Annotated in this window: 12 protein-coding genes and 1 pseudogene; 10 read left to right on the top strand and 3 right to left on the bottom strand. The window is 45.6% G+C overall.

The window, feature by feature from the left end; all coding sequences use genetic code 11:
* The first annotated feature begins 1 nt into the window (after position 1).
* From R7P36_RS07335 to R7P36_RS07355, 5 genes are read left to right on the top strand one after another with little or no spacing between them, the layout of a single operon-like run.
* Positions 2-1,999 carry a prolyl oligopeptidase family serine peptidase gene (locus R7P36_RS07335; protein ID WP_053307914.1) on the top strand — a complete coding sequence of 666 codons (1,998 nt, stop codon included), beginning with the start codon at positions 2-4 and terminating at the stop codon, positions 1,997-1,999.
* Positions 2,000-4,141 carry a TonB-dependent hemoglobin/transferrin/lactoferrin family receptor gene (locus R7P36_RS07340; RefSeq protein ID WP_213899107.1) on the top strand — a complete coding sequence of 714 codons (2,142 nt, stop codon included), beginning with the start codon at positions 2,000-2,002 and terminating at the stop codon, positions 4,139-4,141. It begins immediately after the preceding gene.
* 9 nt (positions 4,142-4,150) lie between these two features.
* Positions 4,151-6,403, top strand: a complete 2,253-nt coding sequence (locus tag R7P36_RS07345; protein ID WP_213899108.1) for a proprotein convertase P-domain-containing protein — start codon at positions 4,151-4,153, stop codon at positions 6,401-6,403.
* 25 nt (positions 6,404-6,428) lie between these two features.
* Complete coding sequence (locus R7P36_RS07350) at positions 6,429-7,862, top strand: DUF1566 domain-containing protein (RefSeq protein ID WP_213899109.1); 1,434 nt, start codon at positions 6,429-6,431, stop codon at positions 7,860-7,862.
* Position 7,863: 1 nt separating this feature from the next.
* Positions 7,864-8,436 carry a DUF1566 domain-containing protein gene (locus R7P36_RS07355; protein WP_017820503.1) on the top strand — a complete coding sequence of 191 codons (573 nt, stop codon included), beginning with the start codon at positions 7,864-7,866 and terminating at the stop codon, positions 8,434-8,436.
* Between the two features lie 101 nt (positions 8,437-8,537).
* Here R7P36_RS07355 and R7P36_RS07360 read toward each other — a convergent pair whose 3' ends face one another.
* Positions 8,538-10,181, bottom strand: a complete 1,644-nt coding sequence (locus tag R7P36_RS07360; RefSeq protein WP_213899110.1) for a methyl-accepting chemotaxis protein — start codon at positions 10,179-10,181, stop codon at positions 8,538-8,540.
* Between the two features lie 331 nt (positions 10,182-10,512).
* Between R7P36_RS07360 and R7P36_RS07365 the strand changes: the two genes are divergently transcribed.
* The 5 genes from R7P36_RS07365 to R7P36_RS07385 all read left to right on the top strand — a co-directional run bounded on the left by R7P36_RS07365 (position 10,513) and on the right by R7P36_RS07385 (position 16,517).
* Positions 10,513-11,334 carry a phosphate ABC transporter substrate-binding protein gene (locus R7P36_RS07365; RefSeq protein WP_005375153.1) on the top strand — a complete coding sequence of 274 codons (822 nt, stop codon included), beginning with the start codon at positions 10,513-10,515 and terminating at the stop codon, positions 11,332-11,334.
* Positions 11,335-11,434: 100 nt separating this feature from the next.
* Positions 11,435-12,367, top strand: coding sequence for a phosphate ABC transporter permease subunit PstC (pstC, locus tag R7P36_RS07370; RefSeq protein ID WP_005375154.1), 933 nt, complete (start codon positions 11,435-11,437; stop codon positions 12,365-12,367).
* A 22-nt stretch (positions 12,368-12,389) separates the two neighbouring features.
* Positions 12,390-13,253 (top strand): phosphate ABC transporter permease PstA, encoded by an 864-nt coding sequence (gene pstA / locus R7P36_RS07375; RefSeq protein ID WP_005383923.1) that lies wholly within the window; start codon positions 12,390-12,392, stop codon positions 13,251-13,253.
* Positions 13,254-13,313: 60 nt separating this feature from the next.
* Positions 13,314-14,063, top strand: coding sequence for a phosphate ABC transporter ATP-binding protein PstB (pstB, locus tag R7P36_RS07380; RefSeq protein ID WP_005375156.1), 750 nt, complete (start codon positions 13,314-13,316; stop codon positions 14,061-14,063).
* A 327-nt stretch (positions 14,064-14,390) separates the two neighbouring features.
* Entirely contained in the window at positions 14,391-16,517 is a 2,127-nt protein-coding gene (locus tag R7P36_RS07385; RefSeq protein ID WP_054574929.1) for a GGDEF domain-containing protein, read from the top strand.
* 125 nt (positions 16,518-16,642) lie between these two features.
* Here the strand turns inward: R7P36_RS07385 and R7P36_RS07390 are convergent, their stop codons facing one another.
* Complete coding sequence (locus R7P36_RS07390; RefSeq protein ID WP_213899111.1) at positions 16,643-18,289, bottom strand: BatD family protein; 1,647 nt, start codon at positions 18,287-18,289, stop codon at positions 16,643-16,645.
* A gap of 4 nt (positions 18,290-18,293) precedes the next feature.
* A pseudogene (locus R7P36_RS07395) lies at positions 18,294-18,677 on the bottom strand (hypothetical protein); the annotation flags it as partial.

Below are 18,677 nucleotides of genomic sequence, written 5' to 3' on the forward strand. Positions count from 1 at the left end.
TATGAAATTTACTCATGTTTTTTTAGGGCTCATAATTACCTCTAGTTCTGGCTTTGCTGCTGATGATTTCAACTGGCTTCGAGATGATGCTCGTAAAGATGAGCGAGTTCTTACCTACCTAACAGAACAAAACCACAAAACTGAACAGCACCAAAAAAGTTATCAGACGTTGACAAAAAACCTACTCACGCAGTGGGATACCATGGTGGCAGACAAAGGTGATAAGCCATGGTCGATCATGAGTGGAAGAGAGTGGACGCTAACGCGTCGCGATGGTCGTTACTTACTATTATCCCGTGCGAGTCAACATGCACCAGAAAACGTGGTGTTCGATTTCGATGAACGACAATCTGCGCATCAGTACTACCAACTTGGTCAATGGCAAGTGAATGGTGACACGCTCCTTTTCACGGAAGATATCGACGGTAGCGAACAATATCGTGCTGTGGTTGTTGATTTACTCTCCGGCCAATCTACGGAACTGGCGACGCACGTCGATAGTGGCGTATTGTTGTCACCTAACGGGAAAGTGGCATTCCTCGTTGCAAAAGAAAAGCGCACTCAGCGACCTCATCAGATCTTACGTATCTCCACTGAATCTTTGGCAAAAACAGTCCTATGGAATGAACCCAAGTCAGATTGGTTACTTTCTTTCTATCGTGCGGCAGATAGCCGTTATGCTGTGCTACAAAGCAACAACGAGTCAACAACAGAGCAGAAGCTTGTCGATCTAGAAACGGGCACTGTCTCAGATTCATTGCGAAAGCCTGAAGTGGGTGTGGAATATTACGCGGATGTGGCGAAAGGTTACATTTATCTTAAAAGCAACCTGGAAGGAAAGTTCGCCCTTTACCAAGCCGAACTCGCACCGCTTGGCGCAACATGGCAACGCTTTACCAATCCTCATGAGCCGCTTGAACAGTTCTACCTTTATGATGCAGGAGTTGTGGCACTTAGCAAGCCAAACAATGTGTCGACTTTGACGGTGTATTCTTACCAAGGTCAGGAAAAAGTGATACTGCCATTGGAACACGATGGTAATGTCGCTTGGCTAAGCACATTGGGCGATTTTGAATCAAACAAAATTCGTATCCGAAGCATGTCGATGACTACGCCTCCTCAGTGGGAAGAGTTCGATGTAAAAACGCTGAATAAATCCTTGTACTCTCAAGATGCTTACCAAGACTTTGATAGTCAGCGTTATGTATCCCAACGTATTTTTATTAAGCACGACGGCGTTTCTGTCCCTGTCTCTTTGGCGTATCGCAAAGACAAATTGCACCCACAATCTCCTGTGATGATTTACGGTTACGGCGCGTATGGTTTTACGATGAAACCGTACTTTATGCCTCAGGTTATCAGTTTACTCGACCAAGGTGTGATTTACGCTATCGCCCATGTCCGTGGCGGTGGGTACTTTGGCGATGAATGGCACGAGCAAGGCCGTGGTGTGCGAAAAGCCAATTCTATTGGTGATTTTGTCGCGGCCGCGAAGGCGCTGCAAACATTCGAACGTGGCAATAGAGAGGTTTTCGCCATCGGTTCTAGTGCTGGTGGCACGTTGGTGGCCGGAGCGGTTAATCAAGATCCTAAATTGTTTTCAGGTGTCGTACTTAAAGTGCCTTTTGTTGATGTGGTTGCAAGTATGTCGGATACCTCACTTCCGCTTACCACACAGCAGTATGGCGAATGGGGTAACCCAACCAAACCTGAACAATTGGCGTTAATGAAGGCGTACGATCCGATTCTCAATATCCATAAAGACGCTTACCCACCCATGTTTGTTCAAGTCGGTTTAATCGATCAGCGCGTGCCATATTGGGAAGGCGCTAAGTATCTCGCTAAAGTTTCAGCGTTAAGTGAGCGCAACGGGCCGTACTTGTTGCAAACTGATTTTAATTCGGGCCACCAAATGGACCCACGACAAGCGCAAGAACAACAAGCAAAAGAATACGCATTTCTACTATCACTCATTAAAACATCTAAAGCGGAGCAGTAAATGAAGCTTACCCCAGTGTCAGCGGCAGTACTTTCGGTACTTGCTGCCAGTCAAGTGCACGCCGAATCTAAGGTTTTCTCAATGGAAGAGGTGGTGGTAACCGCCAATAAAATCGATCAGCCATTGTCAAAAGTGGCAGGTAGTGTCGCGGTTATCACAAACGAGCAAATCGAAGAAAGAGGCGAGACCGAGCTATATGACGTGCTGCGTAACGAACCTGGTGTAAGCGTGACGGGCGGTGCAGGACGTCCGCAAAACATTACCATCCGTGGTATGACGGGTAACCGCATTATGATCGTTCGTGATGGCATTCGTTCTGCGGATGGCTTCGGTGCGAATGACATTAATGATGCCGTTGGGCGAGATACTTTTGATTTATCCAATTTTGAATCGCTGCAAATCATTAAAGGGGCAAGTTCTTCGGTGCATGGCTCTGGCGCGATCGGCGGTGTGGTGATTTTAGAATCCAGTCAGCCGGGTGATTTCTTAAAAGACAAAGACTTCTACACCGATGTTTCCGGTACTTACACCGATATCAGCAACAAGTACAAAGGCACGAGTAATCTAGCTTTTCGTTCCGGTGATACAGAGAGTTTGTTTAACGTTTCATACTGGCAAGGACAAGAAACACGTAACTTTGATGAAGAGTTGTATAACCGCGACCTCGATGGTTACAGCGGTGCTTATACGATCAACCACTTTTTCAATGAAGAGGTGATGTTGAAAGCGAAAGCTGAACTCTACACCCAGAACCAAGAGCGTTTGGAGGGTTCACCGTCCATTCAACCTGATGGAATTTGGCATATTGAAGACTTTGCTGAGGATGAAACCACAGAAGAGTACAGCGCTTATATTGGTGCAGAGGTGACTCCGATTAATCCAACTTGGTTCGAAGAGTTGGATACCAAAGTTTACTGGCGTCACACCGAAGTGGTGGAAGACACCAACCGTTTAATGCGCCAAGTGGATCACAATGGTTTGATCACCAAGCGTCGCGAGCTGGAACACAAAACCTTCATTGACGAAACAATTGGCTTCCGTGGCGATTTCACTAATACGATTTATGCAGCAAATGCTGAGCACCAATTGGCTTACGGTGTCGAGCTTTCTACTGACTATTACGAACGCACAGATAGCGACTCCAAGATTGATTGGAACGGAGTAACACCTTCGACCAAACAACCTTTCGCTCCTGCTCGTGCTTATAACATTGGTTTGTACGTTCGAGACATGGTGGAACTGGATAAATGGACCATCACAGGTGGCCTACGCTTTGATGCGCACCGTCTCACGCCAGACGGTGCGGGTGAAGTGGGCGGCTTCCCATTAAAAGACATGGATAGCTCAGAGGTATCTCCAAGCCTGTCGGTTTCTCGTGAAATGTTTGCCAACAACATTGCTTATGTATCTTATAACCATGGTTACCGTGCTCCGGAATACGATAAAGCGTATGGCTTCGTAAGCCACGACTTTGTGCCGCTCACGCCGTTTGTCATTGCACCAAACATGGATCTAGAAGCTGAAACTTCTGACTCATTTGAAATCGGTAACAAGTTCGATAACGGTCGTGCGTATGTCTATGCGTCTTTGTTCTACAACAAGTTTGAAAACTTCATCGACGTTGTGACCACGGGCTTTGACTCAAGCAATGGTAATTACATTAAACAATACCAAAACCTCGATGGTGTCGAGACGTATGGTGCAGAGCTTTCTGCAGGTTACGCGATCACTAAGCGATGGAACATCAGCACCAAGTTTGGCTACGTAGATGGCAAAGACGCGGAAGGTGAATACGTTCGAAGCATTACGCCATTCGAAGGTAACGCTCAACTGAAATACGTCAACCAAGACTTCAATGCTTACGTGGCTTGGAACTGGGCCGCGGCCATGGATCGCGTTCCTAAATGCCAGACCACGCTTGGTCTAGCGACAGATTGCGCGCAGACAAGTGCGTGGAATACGTTTGATATTGGCGCAACTTACCACGTTTCCAAAGACCTTCGTGTTAGCGCAAACATCATCAACCTATTCGACAAAGAATACATCCGATACCAAGACGTAGCGGGTATCGCTGAGGAAAGTAAGCGTTACTCAACTGAGCCAGGGCGCTACTTCACGCTGACTGCAAAATACGAATTCTAGGACGAAATCATGAAGCTAAAACCATTGGCGTTTTCACTGCTTATTGCATGTACCCCTGCGGCGCTGTCTGCAGAGTGGGATTATCCCACAACGGATTCTGTGGTGCCCAATGAAGCGCAAGCGAAAACTTATCTAGACAGCCACTACTCAGAAGCGGGCGAGTTTAAGTTCCGTTACAAAACCCAGTCTCAGCTTGGTGAGCATTACAATTTTGATGTTTGGGTTAACGGTGAATATCAATCTCAGCGTGCCCTTGTAGTAACAACTGATAAAAATCATCACGTTGTGCGAGTGTTTAAGAGCCTTGAAGATACGATAATTCGCAACGGTAAACCAACGGTTGCAATGGAATTGGAATCGCCTCGCCAACTGCAAGCACAAGAGCCACCGGCTTTGAGCTCCGGAAGTCTGGTTGATGTTGAGGTTTCTTTATTCAACCCAGATCTGCGCACCATGCAACAGCAAGCGGCACCAGAATCGACATGGTCAGCACTGTCTGATTACCCTCAGCCGATCGAGTACGTAACCAAGTCGATTGAGGTTTTAAAGTCGGGAGGTAAGTTCTATCTCTCTAACCCAAGATTAAAGCAAGTGGATGCGACGGGTTTATTTGCAGCCCCAGCACCTGGTGAAGCACCTGTGCTTGATACGTTGGACTTTCTCAGCGCAGAAGGAGTTCAAGCGTTTGACAGTGTTGATGAGATGCAAAGCACCGAGTTTGGTGACAATGCGTTCCCACAGTTGATGGCTTTTTATCATCTTGATAGCTCGATCCAATATCTGACAAGCCTGACTTACGACTTGTTTGACGAACCGCTTCGTTTTGACGCTCGCGGTTTATCAAAAGATAACTCTACTTACTATTACGGTCCGAAAGCACTCATGCTAGGTGTCGGTGGTGTTTCTCCGGATGCAGTTGATGCTGATGTGGTGATACACGAGCTTGGGCATGGCATTCATTACCAAATCGTACCGGATTGGGCGTACGGTCACACTGGTGCTATCGCAGAGGGTTTTGCTGATTACTGGGCGGGCAGCGCGAGCTACCGCACTCAATATTTGGATGCTTCGCGTCGTGGTCAAGAATTCGAGTTAGATACGGTGTTCAACTGGGACGGTGTGTTCGGAACACGCAAAACAACTCGTAGCTTATGGAACCAAAGAGCACGTTACTTCGAGAGCTCAGAGTACCCAGCGCACGTCAGTGTGGGCGGTGAACTAGGTGACGAGCTATGGTCAACGCCGCTGTTTCAAGCGCTTAAAGCATCGGTTGAACGATACGGTGATGATACCGATAGGGTGTTCCGCGAGTTTGACGCCATTGTTCTTGAAGGCATGTACGGCATTGGTCGTGGCGTGAAAATGCATGATCTGGCGGAGTCGACCGTGTTTGCCGCAAACACCTTGTTCCCAAATAAAGACTACGCCCAATTCCTGACGGATAGCTTCAACAAACACAACTTACTTAAAGCGCCTCTTCGTGTTCGCTATGACGCTCGATACATAGCACAAGGTCAAGACGTTGGTTTGAGCCTGAGCCAAACTGGCCGTGAAGCGAGCATCAAAGGGCAATGGCAGCTAAACAACGCATCTGTTTTCGACTTTGATGAAACGCTTTCTGACTCGACCTCAATGAAGGTGGCGTTACCAAGCGGTCTAACATGTGGCACGCAATTCGATTCCTCTATTTCATTGGATTATCAATTTTCTGAAGGCCTAAAGACTCACCAGTGGAGTGAAAAGGTGATGCTGGTTAATGGTACGCCAGAGCTCGATATCCAGCCTCAACCAGTGAACTCCGCTTTGCCGGAACAGGGCGACAGACTGTTCTCTCAGACGCTATCGGACAAGTCACGCACGATTGATGATTCGTTTGCGGTTTACCTGAACATCGAACATGACTCACTGCAAGATCTGCAAGTGACGCTAGTGTCTCCACAAGGCAAATCGGTCGTGCTACTTAGCCATCAATCAAGCAATACCAAAGGATTTAAAGGTTACTTCACCGCTCAGTATGACGAGGAGTTACAAGCACTTGTCGGTCAACCGAGTTGGGGGACTTGGCGTCTCGAAGTGTCTGACCGCGTGTCAGGGAACTCTGGGGGGTTGAAAGAGTGGGGTGTGAGTCACTTTGCTCAGTATCAGTGTAGTGCTGATACCACTAAAGAAAGCAGTGGCGGTGGTTCAGGTGGCAGTGGTTCGCCTTGGACCTTGTTAGGACTTTTCCTGCTTTCAATGGTGAGAGTGATTCGCTCTCGTTAATTAAAATCAAAAGAAGATAAAATCTATGAAGTTTCAATATTCTTTCGTTGCTATGTCACTAGCCCTTGCTGGCTGTGGCGGAGGTTCTGGTGGTGACACGTCGGCACCGACCTATGATGTAGCTGGCACCATCGTTTCTGCAGGTACACTTCTTGATACGCCAGTATGTATCGATTTAAACCAAAACTACGTTTGTGATTCCACTGAACCGAGTGCTAAAACGGATAATGCCGGTAAATTTAGCCTGACTTCAAGCGACAAAAACGTACTAACCAGCACCATTCTTGCTCAAGTTGATCAAGGTTCAAACCAAACGTTGCGTCTTGCGGCTCCGGGTCAAAATTTAGCAACGGGTAACACGGTCAATGGTGTAACAACGTTGCTCGCGGGTCTTGTAATTGACGGTAAAACCGTTGCTCAAGCTGAAGAGATTGTGAAAGCGCTACTCGCCGATGCCGGCGTTTCTCTTTCTGGTACGGTGATGTCTAACGCAGAAGCTAGCGAGCTAGACAAGCTAGAGCAAAACACGGTTGTGCTATTAGCTGCGATGCAACCAAAGCAAATGATCAAAGGCGTAGCGCTGCTTGCTCAAAATCTTAGCTTTCAAGGTAAATCGTTGGCCTCTGATCTTCTGTCTGAAGCGGAAGTAAGTGCATTTGCTGAAGAAATTGTAGCGGTTGCTGAACAAACGGTTGGTAGTAACGATACGGGCGCCGTTCTTTATTTTGCTGAAGGAGCAGCAGACGTTGCTGAGGTTCAAGCGTCTTACCCTGGTCAAGATGCAGAATACGGCTTCGACAAAGAAGACAAGCAAACGTCGACAGGCGCTGGCTTTAAGTTCGTTAAGCTAGATTCACAAGGTGCAGCTTTAGCTGCAGATGCGACTGAGTGGGCTTGTACTATGGACGAACGTACTGGTCTTGTTTGGGAAAATAAGAGTGCGGATGCGAGCTCGGTTCAATTTAAAGATCGCCTATTTGCGTTTGAGTCTGAAACATTTAAGCCGTATTACGAAGATCTTGAAGTCGTTGGTTGTGTGGATGCTGCTGATGGCATCTGTTCAACAAGCCAATATGTTGAACATATAAACAAGCAATCACTATGTGGCATTAGTGACTGGCGCCTACCAACATACCAAGAGTTCTACGATGTTCTAGACTTAGGTGAGACAGAGAAAGATGCCGACGGCAATGTCTATGGTATGACGACAGCTTACTTCCCTCAACAGGGTAAAGGCAGCCCAGATGCTAATTCAGGTGCTATTTGGCTAAGTGATTTCACATTTAATAATTACTCTCCTGCTAACTACGAAGGTGCACTTCAATTTGCAGTGATTGCAGCGAGGGGCGCTGACCGTGGCCACGTAAGCTTTGTTGAAATTTATTCTGACAAAGTAGAGCGTGACACAGGCACGTCATTCCAATTCCCAATCCGTCTAATAGCAGTAAAGGGCCAATAAGATGAAGAAATTAATAACTGTACTATCTCTTGCTTTGGCTTCTCAAACTGTAATGGCTGCACAAGAGTGTTCTACTGACTTTGCTAAAACGGCACCTAACACGCGTTATACATATTCTGAGAGCGGTACCGTAACTGACCTGAAAACAGGTCTAACATGGATGCGTTGCCCTGTTGGTTCAACGTGGAATACGGCAAACGAAGCTTGTGATGGCGCTGCGACTAAGATGTCATGGCAGTTAGCGCTATCAACCGCTGAGCAAATCCGCAATGAATCAGGTAATCATGCTTTATATGACTTCGCTGGCAAAAAGAATTGGCGCATACCAAACATTAAGGAGTTAGTCGCGTTGACAGAACGTGCTTGCCATAGCCCTGCTATGAACGGCACTGCATTCGCAAGTGGCTACACGCTAGAGGTGGGTGACTATGCTGGTTACATCTGGAGTAACACACCAAACGGTGATGGCTCAAACGTTATGGTGTTTGATTCATTTAATGGTGAGGTTTACAACTGGAACCCACTAGAGTCAACGAACATTTCCTCTGTTCTGCTGGTTACTGACGAGGAGTAATCACCCCGTTGGATTTTCACGAATCCAGATGTTAATAAGCTCCGCCAGTGCGGAGCTTTTTCTTTTCTAACCTTTGGAACTTATCGTGTTGAGCAGAGTATTTAAACTTGGAACTGCTTAAGCTGATGTTTTTGGTTTTCCGCTAAGCCAGACAGTTCTTGCGCTGCCGCGGCTGATTGAGTGATCCCAGTGACGTTCTGGCTCACTAGTTCATAGATGTTCGTTAAGTTGTTGTTGATATCAGCCGTGACCTGTTTCTGCTCTTCTGATGCGGTCGCAACTTGAGTGTTGATTGAGTTCAGATCGGCGATAGCATTACTGATATTAGCAAGTGATTGGCTAACTTCTTGTATCAGAGCTTGGTTGTCTGACAACATGGCTAAGCTGGAATGCATACTTTCATTTGCGTGACCAGATTGTTGCTGTAGCTCTTCTATAATGGTTTGGATCTCTTTGGTGGACTCCTGAGTTCGCGCTGCCAGCATACGTACTTCATCGGCCACTACCGCAAAGCCTCTGCCACTTTCGCCCGCTCGTGCAGCTTCAATCGCTGCATTCAGTGCAAGTAGATTCGTTTGCTCAGAAATACCTTCAATCACTTCGATCACGCGACCAATGTGTTCTGATTGATCTTTTAGCGAAGTCACGACGGCAGCGGCTTCGTTAAGTTGTTCCGCCATCTTTTCACTTGCGCGAGTACTTTCCCCAAACATGCTTATACTTTGTGAGGTTAACGTACGTGCTTGATTTGATGCACTATCGGCTTCTTGTGCATTGGTCGATACTTCAGCTGCGGTCGACTCTAGCTGATTGATCGCCGAGGCTACTTGCTCAACTTCTTGCTTTTCTTGATCCGAGTTGACGCTGCTTTGAGTCATAACAGTTGCTAACTCGGTTGATGCTGATGCCACATCTTCACTAATGCGAACCAATGCGCTTACAGTTTCACGCAGTTTTTCTATGGTCTGGTTTACATCCCGAGCCAACTGAGACACTTCGTTTTTCCCGATGGCTTCGGCCTTAACTAGTAGGTTTCCCTTCGCGACTTCCTGCATCGTTACTTGAAGGTTACGAATCGGCGCAACGATGTAGCTGGCGAGTACCCAACTAATAAGTGAAGCGGCACTCAAGATCACCGCAAGCGAGACGGCGCTGTAAGTTAGCGTGGTTGAATGTTGTTCGCCATTCGTTTCGACTTCATCGGTGACGATTTGATTCAATTGTTTAGATAGTTTGTCGATGGCGTTGATCATCGCTTCGCCAGCTAATCGATACTCAGCCATTGCAGATTCGTACTTTTGATTGAAATCAGAGGTGGTGTAATCAGAAGAGTGTTTAGTGGTGAGCAGAGGTGTCATGGTAACGCGAGTGAAATCAACATAGTGATTCATGGCTTTACGCATAGCATTGACTTCATTTTGAACGCCAGGGAGATTGTCGATGGAGTTAAGAAAATCGCGGTTTTTGTTTTGTCGCTCAGAAAGCTCTTGGTTGAGAGACTGAACATCTTCGGCTCTAAATAGACTATAAATGGCTTTGATGCGCATGGCGTAAGTGTTGTCTACGATGCGGCTAAGTTCCTCTTTGTGAATGATTAGCTTATGGGTGGAAGCCGAAACCTTATTGAATGCTTGATCGAGTTTACCGATTCCGACACTCAGTCCAATGATGAGTAATATAACTGTGAATAGAACAGGCAGAAAAACCTGAAGTTTAATAGAAAGCGTACTAAGAAATTGACGCATGAGATTGACCCTCTATCGGTTTGATTATTATCTTTTTTATAAATAAGCATTTCGATTTTAATTGTTACATTTGCCAAATCAATGAGTTACTCATATCTAATTGTTATGAAATGTACCAAAATCGATGGGGTTATCATCTTGAACATGAGGCAACGTTATAAAAACGTTACGTTCAAATTGAGAGAGGGATAAGTCGCGGAATTAATAGTTAGAAATGACAACGTGTCATAGAGGGTTCAACTAAGTGAAACACAACTGTCATATTCAAATTCTAAAGTGAGCACCGTTCAAGTGAAACACAACGGCAATAAAGCCACTTAAGGAAATTGTGATGAAAAAGACAGTAATCGGTGCAATCGCACTTCTAGGCGCAATGGCAGTGACTCCTGTTTCTGCTAAAGAAACTATCTCTGCAGTGGGTTCTAGCAGCGTAACTCCACTGATGGAAGTTTTCTCTGAAACGTACATGAAGAAGAACCCTAACGTATTTATCGAAGTTCAAGGTCCTGGTTCTTCAGCTGGTGTAAAAGCAGCGAAAAATGGTTCAGCAGACCTTGGTATGTCTTCTCGTAATCTAAAAGACTCTGAAAAAGAATCAACACTAATCGAAGAAGTGGTTGCTCGTGATGGTATTGCAGTGGTTGTTAACCCACAAAACAAACTGCCAGGTCTAACAGCCGAGCAAGTGACTGCAATCTACAAAGGCGAAGTATCAAACTGGAAAGAGGTCGGTGGTGCAGACAAGCCAATCGTAGCCATTACTCGTGACACAGCTTCTGGTACTCGTGGCGCATTTGAAGACATCATGTCTCTAAAAATGAAGATTTCTGGTAAGAAGGTATCAGCTATCTCTCAACGTGCTCAAGTTGCGAACGGTAACGGCGCACTGAAAACAATGGTTGCATCTAACCCATACGCAATCGGTTACATTTCTCTTGGTACTGTAGACAACACTGTTAATGCGCTAGCAATCGACGGCGTTGATGCAACGGTAGCTAACGTTAAAAACGGTTCTTACAAAGTAGCGCGTCCATTCCTTGTTCTTTACAAAGAAGGCAAGCCATCAACAGAAACGCAAAAATTCCTAGACTGGATGCTAACTGACGAAGCGCAAGCGCTAGTTGACCAAAAAGGTTACATCTCAGTTAACTAATCCCATCGGGACTCTAAAGTTTGCTCAGCCCAACGTTTCGGGCTGAGCCTTTTCTATCCATTGTGTTCAACGGCATTGCCCAGAACCGTGAGATTTTTAAATGACCATCGCAACAAATAGTGAAAAGCTTATGAATACTGACGCTAGAGCTATCAGCAAGTCAGGCCTACGCGAGAAGCGTCGTGTAGACTGGAAAGAGCGCATCTTCCACGGCTTGTTCCTAACGAGTGCCGTAATCGGCATTGTTTCATTAGCCGTTATTGCATACTTCATCGTTCGAGAGAGTATTCCGGCATTCCAAGAAGCAGGCGTATCGGGCATTGTCTTAGGACAAAACTGGTTACCACCTGCGCTTTACGGTGTCGCCACCATGATTGTGGCATCTATCGTATCGACGGCTGGTGCTGTCATTGTTGGGGTTCCAATTGGTGTTCTGACCGCCATTTTTATCGCTGAAATCGCACCAAAGCGATTAGCAGACATCATCCGTCCAGCGGTTGAGCTGCTAGCCGGTATTCCTTCAGTGGTCTACGGTTTCTTCGGTCTGGTTATTATCGTTCCATTGATTCAGAAAGTATTTGATGTACCTGCAGGTAACACTATCTTGGCCGGTATTATTGTTCTTGGTGTGATGATTCTACCAACAGTAATTACGGTTTCTGAAACGTCTATCCGCGCTGTCCCTCGTACTTATAAAGAAGGTTCTTTGGCACTGGGCGCATCGAAAATCTACACCATCTTTAAGTTGCTCGTTCCAGCGGCTCGCTCAGGCATCATGACAGGTGTGATACTGGGTATCGGTCGTGCATTGGGTGAGACCATGGCGATTATCATGGTTATGGGTAACGCGCCGGCAATGCCAGAAGGCATCCTTGATTCGGCTCGTACACTAACTGCAAACATCGCTATTGAAATGTCTTACGCAAGTGGTGTTCACGCGAACGCACTTTACGCTACAGGTGTAGTACTTCTGGTCTTCATCATGTCGTTGAACGCTGTACTACTGTACCTAAACCGAGAAAAAGCGAAGTAATCGCTCGTTAAAGGTGACTATTATGGATCGCGCAAAACTAAAAAAAGCACGCCAGTTCAAAGATAATGTCTTTAACGCATTTGTCTGGATCTCGGCAGCACTAACGGTAGGTTTTTTGTTCTGGATTATCTGGTACATCCTATCAAACGGTCTACAACACGTAGATTGGAACTTCATTACTGATAACTATACGCGCACAGGTGAAGAGCACGGTATCTTCCCAATGATTGTGGCGACCATTTACATGGTTATCGCTTCTATCGCAGTGGCAGCGCCACTCGGTATCATGACGGCAATCTACTTGACTGAATACGCGAAAGTGGGCAGTCGTTTGGTGAAAATCATCCGATTCTGTACCGAGTCATTGGCGGGTATCCCGTCGATCATTTTCGGCCTGTTTGGTATGACTTTCTTCGTGGCGATTCTTGGCCTTGGCTTCTCGATTCTGTCGGGTGCATTGACGCTAAGTATCCTAATCCTGCCAGTTATCATCCGTACAACGGAAGAAGCGTTGATGGCAGTACCACAAACGTACCGTGAAGGCTCTTATGGCCTCGGTGCTTCTAAGATTTACACTATCTGGCGTTTGATTCTTCCGAGCGCAATGCCAGGTATCTTAACCTCGGTCATTCTAAGTATTGGTCGTGTCATTGGTGAGTCTGCTCCAGTATTCCTGACAGCAGGTATGGTTGCACGTATTCCTGATTCTTTATTGGATTCAGGTCGTACGCTAACCGTTCACCTATACAAACTGACTACCGAACTGTTTACCGTTGAAGAATGGAATCAGGCTTACGGTACGGCAACAGTGCTTATCGTAGTTGTTCTCTTGATCAACATGGTAACGAAACTGATTGCTAGACGTTTTAACACCGCAACTTACTAACAACACTAATTAAGAACGCACGTTAAAAGACACGAATTCAAGAATTAAGAGATTAAGACAATGAACAAATTTGATATTGAAAACCTAGACCTATTCTACGGTGACAACCAAGCACTGAAATCGATCAACTTACCAATTCCAGTTCGCCAAGTAACTGCACTTATCGGCCCGTCAGGTTGCGGAAAATCAACGCTTCTACGCTGTTTGAACCGAATGAATGATCTAATCGAAGGCGTGAAAATTACAGGTAAATTGGCGATGGACGGCGAAGATATTTACGGCAACATTGATGTTGCTGACCTTCGCATCAAAGTAGGCATGGTATTCCAAAAGCCAAACCCATTCCCGATGAGCATTTACGAGAACGTGGCTTACGGCTTACGTGCTCAAGGTATCAAAGACAAAAAGACAATTGATGAAGTGGTAGAGCGTTCGCTGCGCGGTGCTGCACTTTGGGATGAGGTGAAAGATCGCCTTAAATCACACGCATTCGGTCTTTCTGGTGGTCAGCAGCAACGTTTATGTATTGCACGTACAATCGCGATGGAGCCGGATGTGATTCTGATGGATGAGCCAACGTCGGCACTTGACCCAATTGCGACACACAAAATCGAAGAACTGATGGAAGAGCTAAAGAAGAACTACACCATCGTTATCGTGACTCACTCAATGCAACAGGCGCGTCGTATCTCTGACCGCACTGCGTTTTTCCTAATGGGTGAACTGGTTGAGCACAACGATACGCAAGTGATCTTTAGCAACCCTCAAGACGACCGTACTCAAGGCTACGTAAATGGTGATTTCGGTTAATCCACCGTATTTACAAGCATAACTAAATAACTATAAGCGATGGTAACTTTGCCCCTCTTGATGAGGGGCCTTTTTCTTTTTAAGTCGTAGGCTTAAAACATCTACCAACACAAAAATCTTGTAAATAAGTACAACTTTCCTCCCCAGTTTATAAAGCATGTAACTTATGTGAAACATGGCTTTAAAAGTGCTGAAGAGCTCTCGAATGTAACACTAAGTCTGATAATTTTGCGAATGACTTAACAGCTCAAATTTGAACGTATTGATTGCATATCATGGCCTAAGTAGTTTTTTATCGAGGATAAAAAAGTAGATTAGGTTGGTAGGGTGAGTTTAAGAAGTTTTACAAGAAAAGTGTCTTCAACGAGGGACCATCGGTTGCTAGCGGAGGCAATCTTTGATCATTTAGAGAGTCTGTTCTCCCCTCAAGCCCTCGCTATTTTTGAAGATCCTTCAATTAACCCTCGTCATTCAATGAGCTTCTCTCGCGGAGAGCTTTACCCAACCCAAAACTATCCTGAGACATTCTGGGAGTGGGCAAGTCAGTTTGATACCTCTGAAAGCATCATACCTCTGGCGATCAACACTTGTAACTGGAATCACACCCGAGATTTAGGCGGTGATAGTTACATCATGATGCTCGACAACACGCCTATCAAACGTACCTACCTACTGATTCAATCTGTACATGCTCGCACGGCACATAATATCTATGAAGAAAGTTACGACGCAATGCAACTCGCAGCGGCGCGTTGGCAATGTATTCGTGCTGAAAAAAATGCCTCGAAAGAGATCAGGCACAGAGATATTCGTGAAGCGCAATATGTTGATGAGATTAGCCAACGCGAGCGCTTTATCGAAAATATGAAGTTAGTTCAGCAAGTTGCACTCGAAATCTCTAATCCTGATTCTTTAAAGGACTTGTACTACAAAGCCGTCGAAGCGTTACGTGAACGATTGGGGTTTGATCGCTCTACACTGATGCTTCTCGATATGAAAAAGCGCAGCTTCAGTGGTACATACGGCACGGATGAGTCAGGAATTACGATTGATGAATTTCACACACAATACGATTTACACCAACTTAGCGAGGAGTATATCACCGCGTTATCTAGCCTCGAGAGCAACTTAGTGATTGTAGAAGACGCGCCAATATACACAGCAGGCAAGGTCATCGGGCAGGGCTGGAATGCGATGTTGATTTTACGCGATGGCAATGAACCGTTTGGGTGGTTCGCGCTAGATAACTTTATTCATCGTAAGCCGATAACGGCATATCAAAAACAGATGTTGGACTCGTTTGGTTCACTCTTCTCTCAAATTTACATTCGTAAGCGCCAAGAACAAAACGTACGCATGTTGCATTCAAGCATGGTTGAGTTATCACGTTGCACTACTGTCAGCGGAGTATGTAAATCGGCCGTCACTTTCGCCATTAAAAATCTTGGTATTGATCGAATGGCGGTGTTTTTAACTGATGAAAATTGCTCTTACATGCAAGGAACGTGGGGCACCGATATTCAAGGGAACGTGGTGGATGAATCTTACTTCTTTGGCGAAACCCAAGATTTCTCTCTTATAAATTTGGCTCGCTCAATGCCAAACGAAGTCGCATTTGAAGAATCAGTGCCTATTTATCATGACTGTAATATTGTTGGCTTTGGTTGGGCTGCGATGACGGTATTGACTTCAAATAGCAGTGGTCCTATCGCCTTTATCGCTGTTGATAATTTGCTGACACGTGCGCCCTTAACTTCTCAGTTACGTGAAGTGATTCGTATGTTCGCGTCCAGCTTAGCTGAAGTATTGCAACGTACTCAAGCTCAAGAGGCGATTCGCGAACTAAACGAAAACTTAGAGCTGGAGGTTCAGAACCGAACAAAAGAGTTGGAGGAAGCCAATCGACAGCTTGAGGTACTTTCTAAGCTCGATCCTTTGACGCGTCTTGGTAATCGCCGCATGTTAGAGCATGTGATGCAAAAATATTGCGCCCTAGAGTGTGAAGACGACATGTCGTTTGGCCTGATCCTGATTGATATTGACCATTTTGGCTTATTCAATAATCACTATGGTCATCTCGAAGGCGATATTGCATTGATGCGAATTGGCTATATCTTGGATCATCATACCAAAGGTGAAGATGAAGTTTTTTGCCGTATCGGTGGTGAGGAGTTTGCATTGCTCATGATTGGTTCTGAGCAAGAGGAGGTTCGACTGAGAGCAGAGTGCATTCGTCAGTGCATCGAGGGCGAGGGGATAAAGCATCGACATAACCCAGAAGGGGAGTTACTTACCGTTTCAGTCGGTTACTCCTGTTATAAAGCGAAAGGCAAAGACTTTAATTTCGACCATTTATATCAGTTGTCGGATAAGGCACTCTATCAAGCGAAGAATCATGGGCGAAATTGTGTAAGGCGATACGAATACGAGCCCCAAGTATTGTTGAGTAAGTGATGTTCATAAGAGCAACTTGATAGGGAAGGGGGCGGCGGTTGGTGCTCTAGATAAAACCGCTAAAGCAAATTTGGCCGGATAAGAGAATGGGCAGCTCATGAGAGCTGCCATTGTTATCTAGTTATTTATAGCTTTTCGAGTTGGTGGTCGGTTTTCGTTACGTTTGCTTTGCCAAGGTTTTGAATTTTCGCTAGCAGCGAATCAGGGCTCCAAGGTTGTTGGTTAGCACTAAAATACGCTTGATTCATGGCATTAAGCTCTTGCTTAATTGCTTGTACGTCGCCAGGGTTTAGCCTGTCTTGATGAGTGGTTAAATACTCATTTACAGAGCGTTCAATTTTCGCAGCATCGCCCTCTTCGATGACTTTTTTTAGCGCGTCGATGCAAAGTGGTTGTTCAGTATTTGAAACCGTTCCACTCGCTGTTATTGACCGCTTTTTCCATGCCCAAATAGCGATTCCCAATGTCATTATCCAAAGCCCTAAGAAAACAAAGGTTAACGTTCGCCAGAGACTGTTTACATCGCCGCTTGATTCAGGACTAGGGGCTGACACTAAAGGCGCTGAAAGAGGCGATTCCGGCAACGTGATTAGCCCAGTGTCATTTTTCTCTACGTCTAATGTTAGCTCTGGTAACGTTGTTTTCTTCGCTTCATCATTTTGACTGTCCCACCAGTTCAAGTCGTATCCTGGTAAGGTATATTTCCCGGCCTCTGTAGGAATAATGACTTGCTTCACCGTCATGGTAACGGTGCCATCTCTCGCGCTATCGAACTTAGGTTGTTCGGGATACACGCGCAGTGAACTCGGGTAACTAATATTGACTCGTGGCAGATATTCGGCTTGTGTACCACGAGCCTTAACTTGAATGGTTCGAGTGAGTGAAGAGCCTTGTTTTACTGTGTTGATCGCGTTAGTCGACAGTAGATTACCTTGATCGTCTTGCCAGCTCTGTGTCATTTCTAACGCTGAAGCAGGAAGCCATTCACCTTTAAATTCGCTCGGAATCGGTTTGACCGTGATTGGCATGCGTTCCGCTTTGGTGTTGATAGGCATTATTTTGGTTGAGCCCGTCAAGCTGTCGCCATAAATATAAGAACCGGTCAGTTTAGGACCTATCAAGGTATAAGTGCCTGGTTGATTGGCCGTTAAGCGAAACGATTGCTCTATGACCGCTACTTCTAACCCATTTAAGATCTTCTGTCTTTGCTGTAAGCCACCCAGTGCCTCAAGCTTCATGCCTTCAATCTGCGGAGGTACTATTTGCGGGTTATCTAGGCGTCGAGTGTCCGCTTTAATTAGAAGCTGTATACGTAATGTTGCAGATTGCTGAGGGTAGAGCGTACTGTTGTCGACCGTAATATTGAAGCTAAATAGATCATCAAGATTGGGGTCTGTTTGGCTCGCGTTGACACGTAGTTTGATCGGCTCCGTTCTCATACCATCAGCGGAAAAACTTGGAATAGTCAAAACACCTTCTTTCATTGGTGCAATTGATATACTCCACTCGGTGCGCACTGATTTTCTTCCGTTAATGTTATTGCTAGAGCGGCCATAACGAGGTTGACCCAAGAAGAAGTCTTTCTCTAGAACATTGAAGTCGATTGAGTCTGAGCTGAGCTCAGTATCTGAAATGATTCTGAGGTTAATCACTTCATTCTTGGCTACTTGTGTTTTATTCACACTAGCTTGAAGTGTCTGTGCCATCACCGAGAAACTGGATATTAGGCTGGCCACAAAAATAAAGACCAGTTTTACGCCTTTGTTCATCACAGGCTTACCACTCCTTTTGAGATTGTTGTGGAGGTTGTTTTTGTTGCGCTTGAAGTTGCATTTGCGCACGGATCAAGAAGCTTGGGTCGCGAGCACTTTCTACTGCTTCTAGTCGACGGAACTCAGGATCATCCTGATGCATTTTTTCGGGATGCGCTTTAGCCTGTATTGGTTCACCTTGATCCTTCACTTGCTTGTCATCTCGTTGCGGTTGATGTTGTTCCGTTTTTTGTTTTTCTTTTTTATTTTCAGAATCTTGCTGATTTTGTGACTGTTGTCCTTGCGCTTCTTTCCCTTCGTTTTGAGACTTTTGTTGCTGTTGCTGTTGCTGTTGCTGTTGCTGTTGCTGTTGCTGTTGCTGTTGCTGTTGCTGTTGCTGTTGCTGTTG

Origin of the sequence: Vibrio sp. 397 (assembly GCF_033339395.1) — a bacterium.
GTDB lineage: Bacteria > Pseudomonadota > Gammaproteobacteria > Enterobacterales > Vibrionaceae > Vibrio > Vibrio alginolyticus.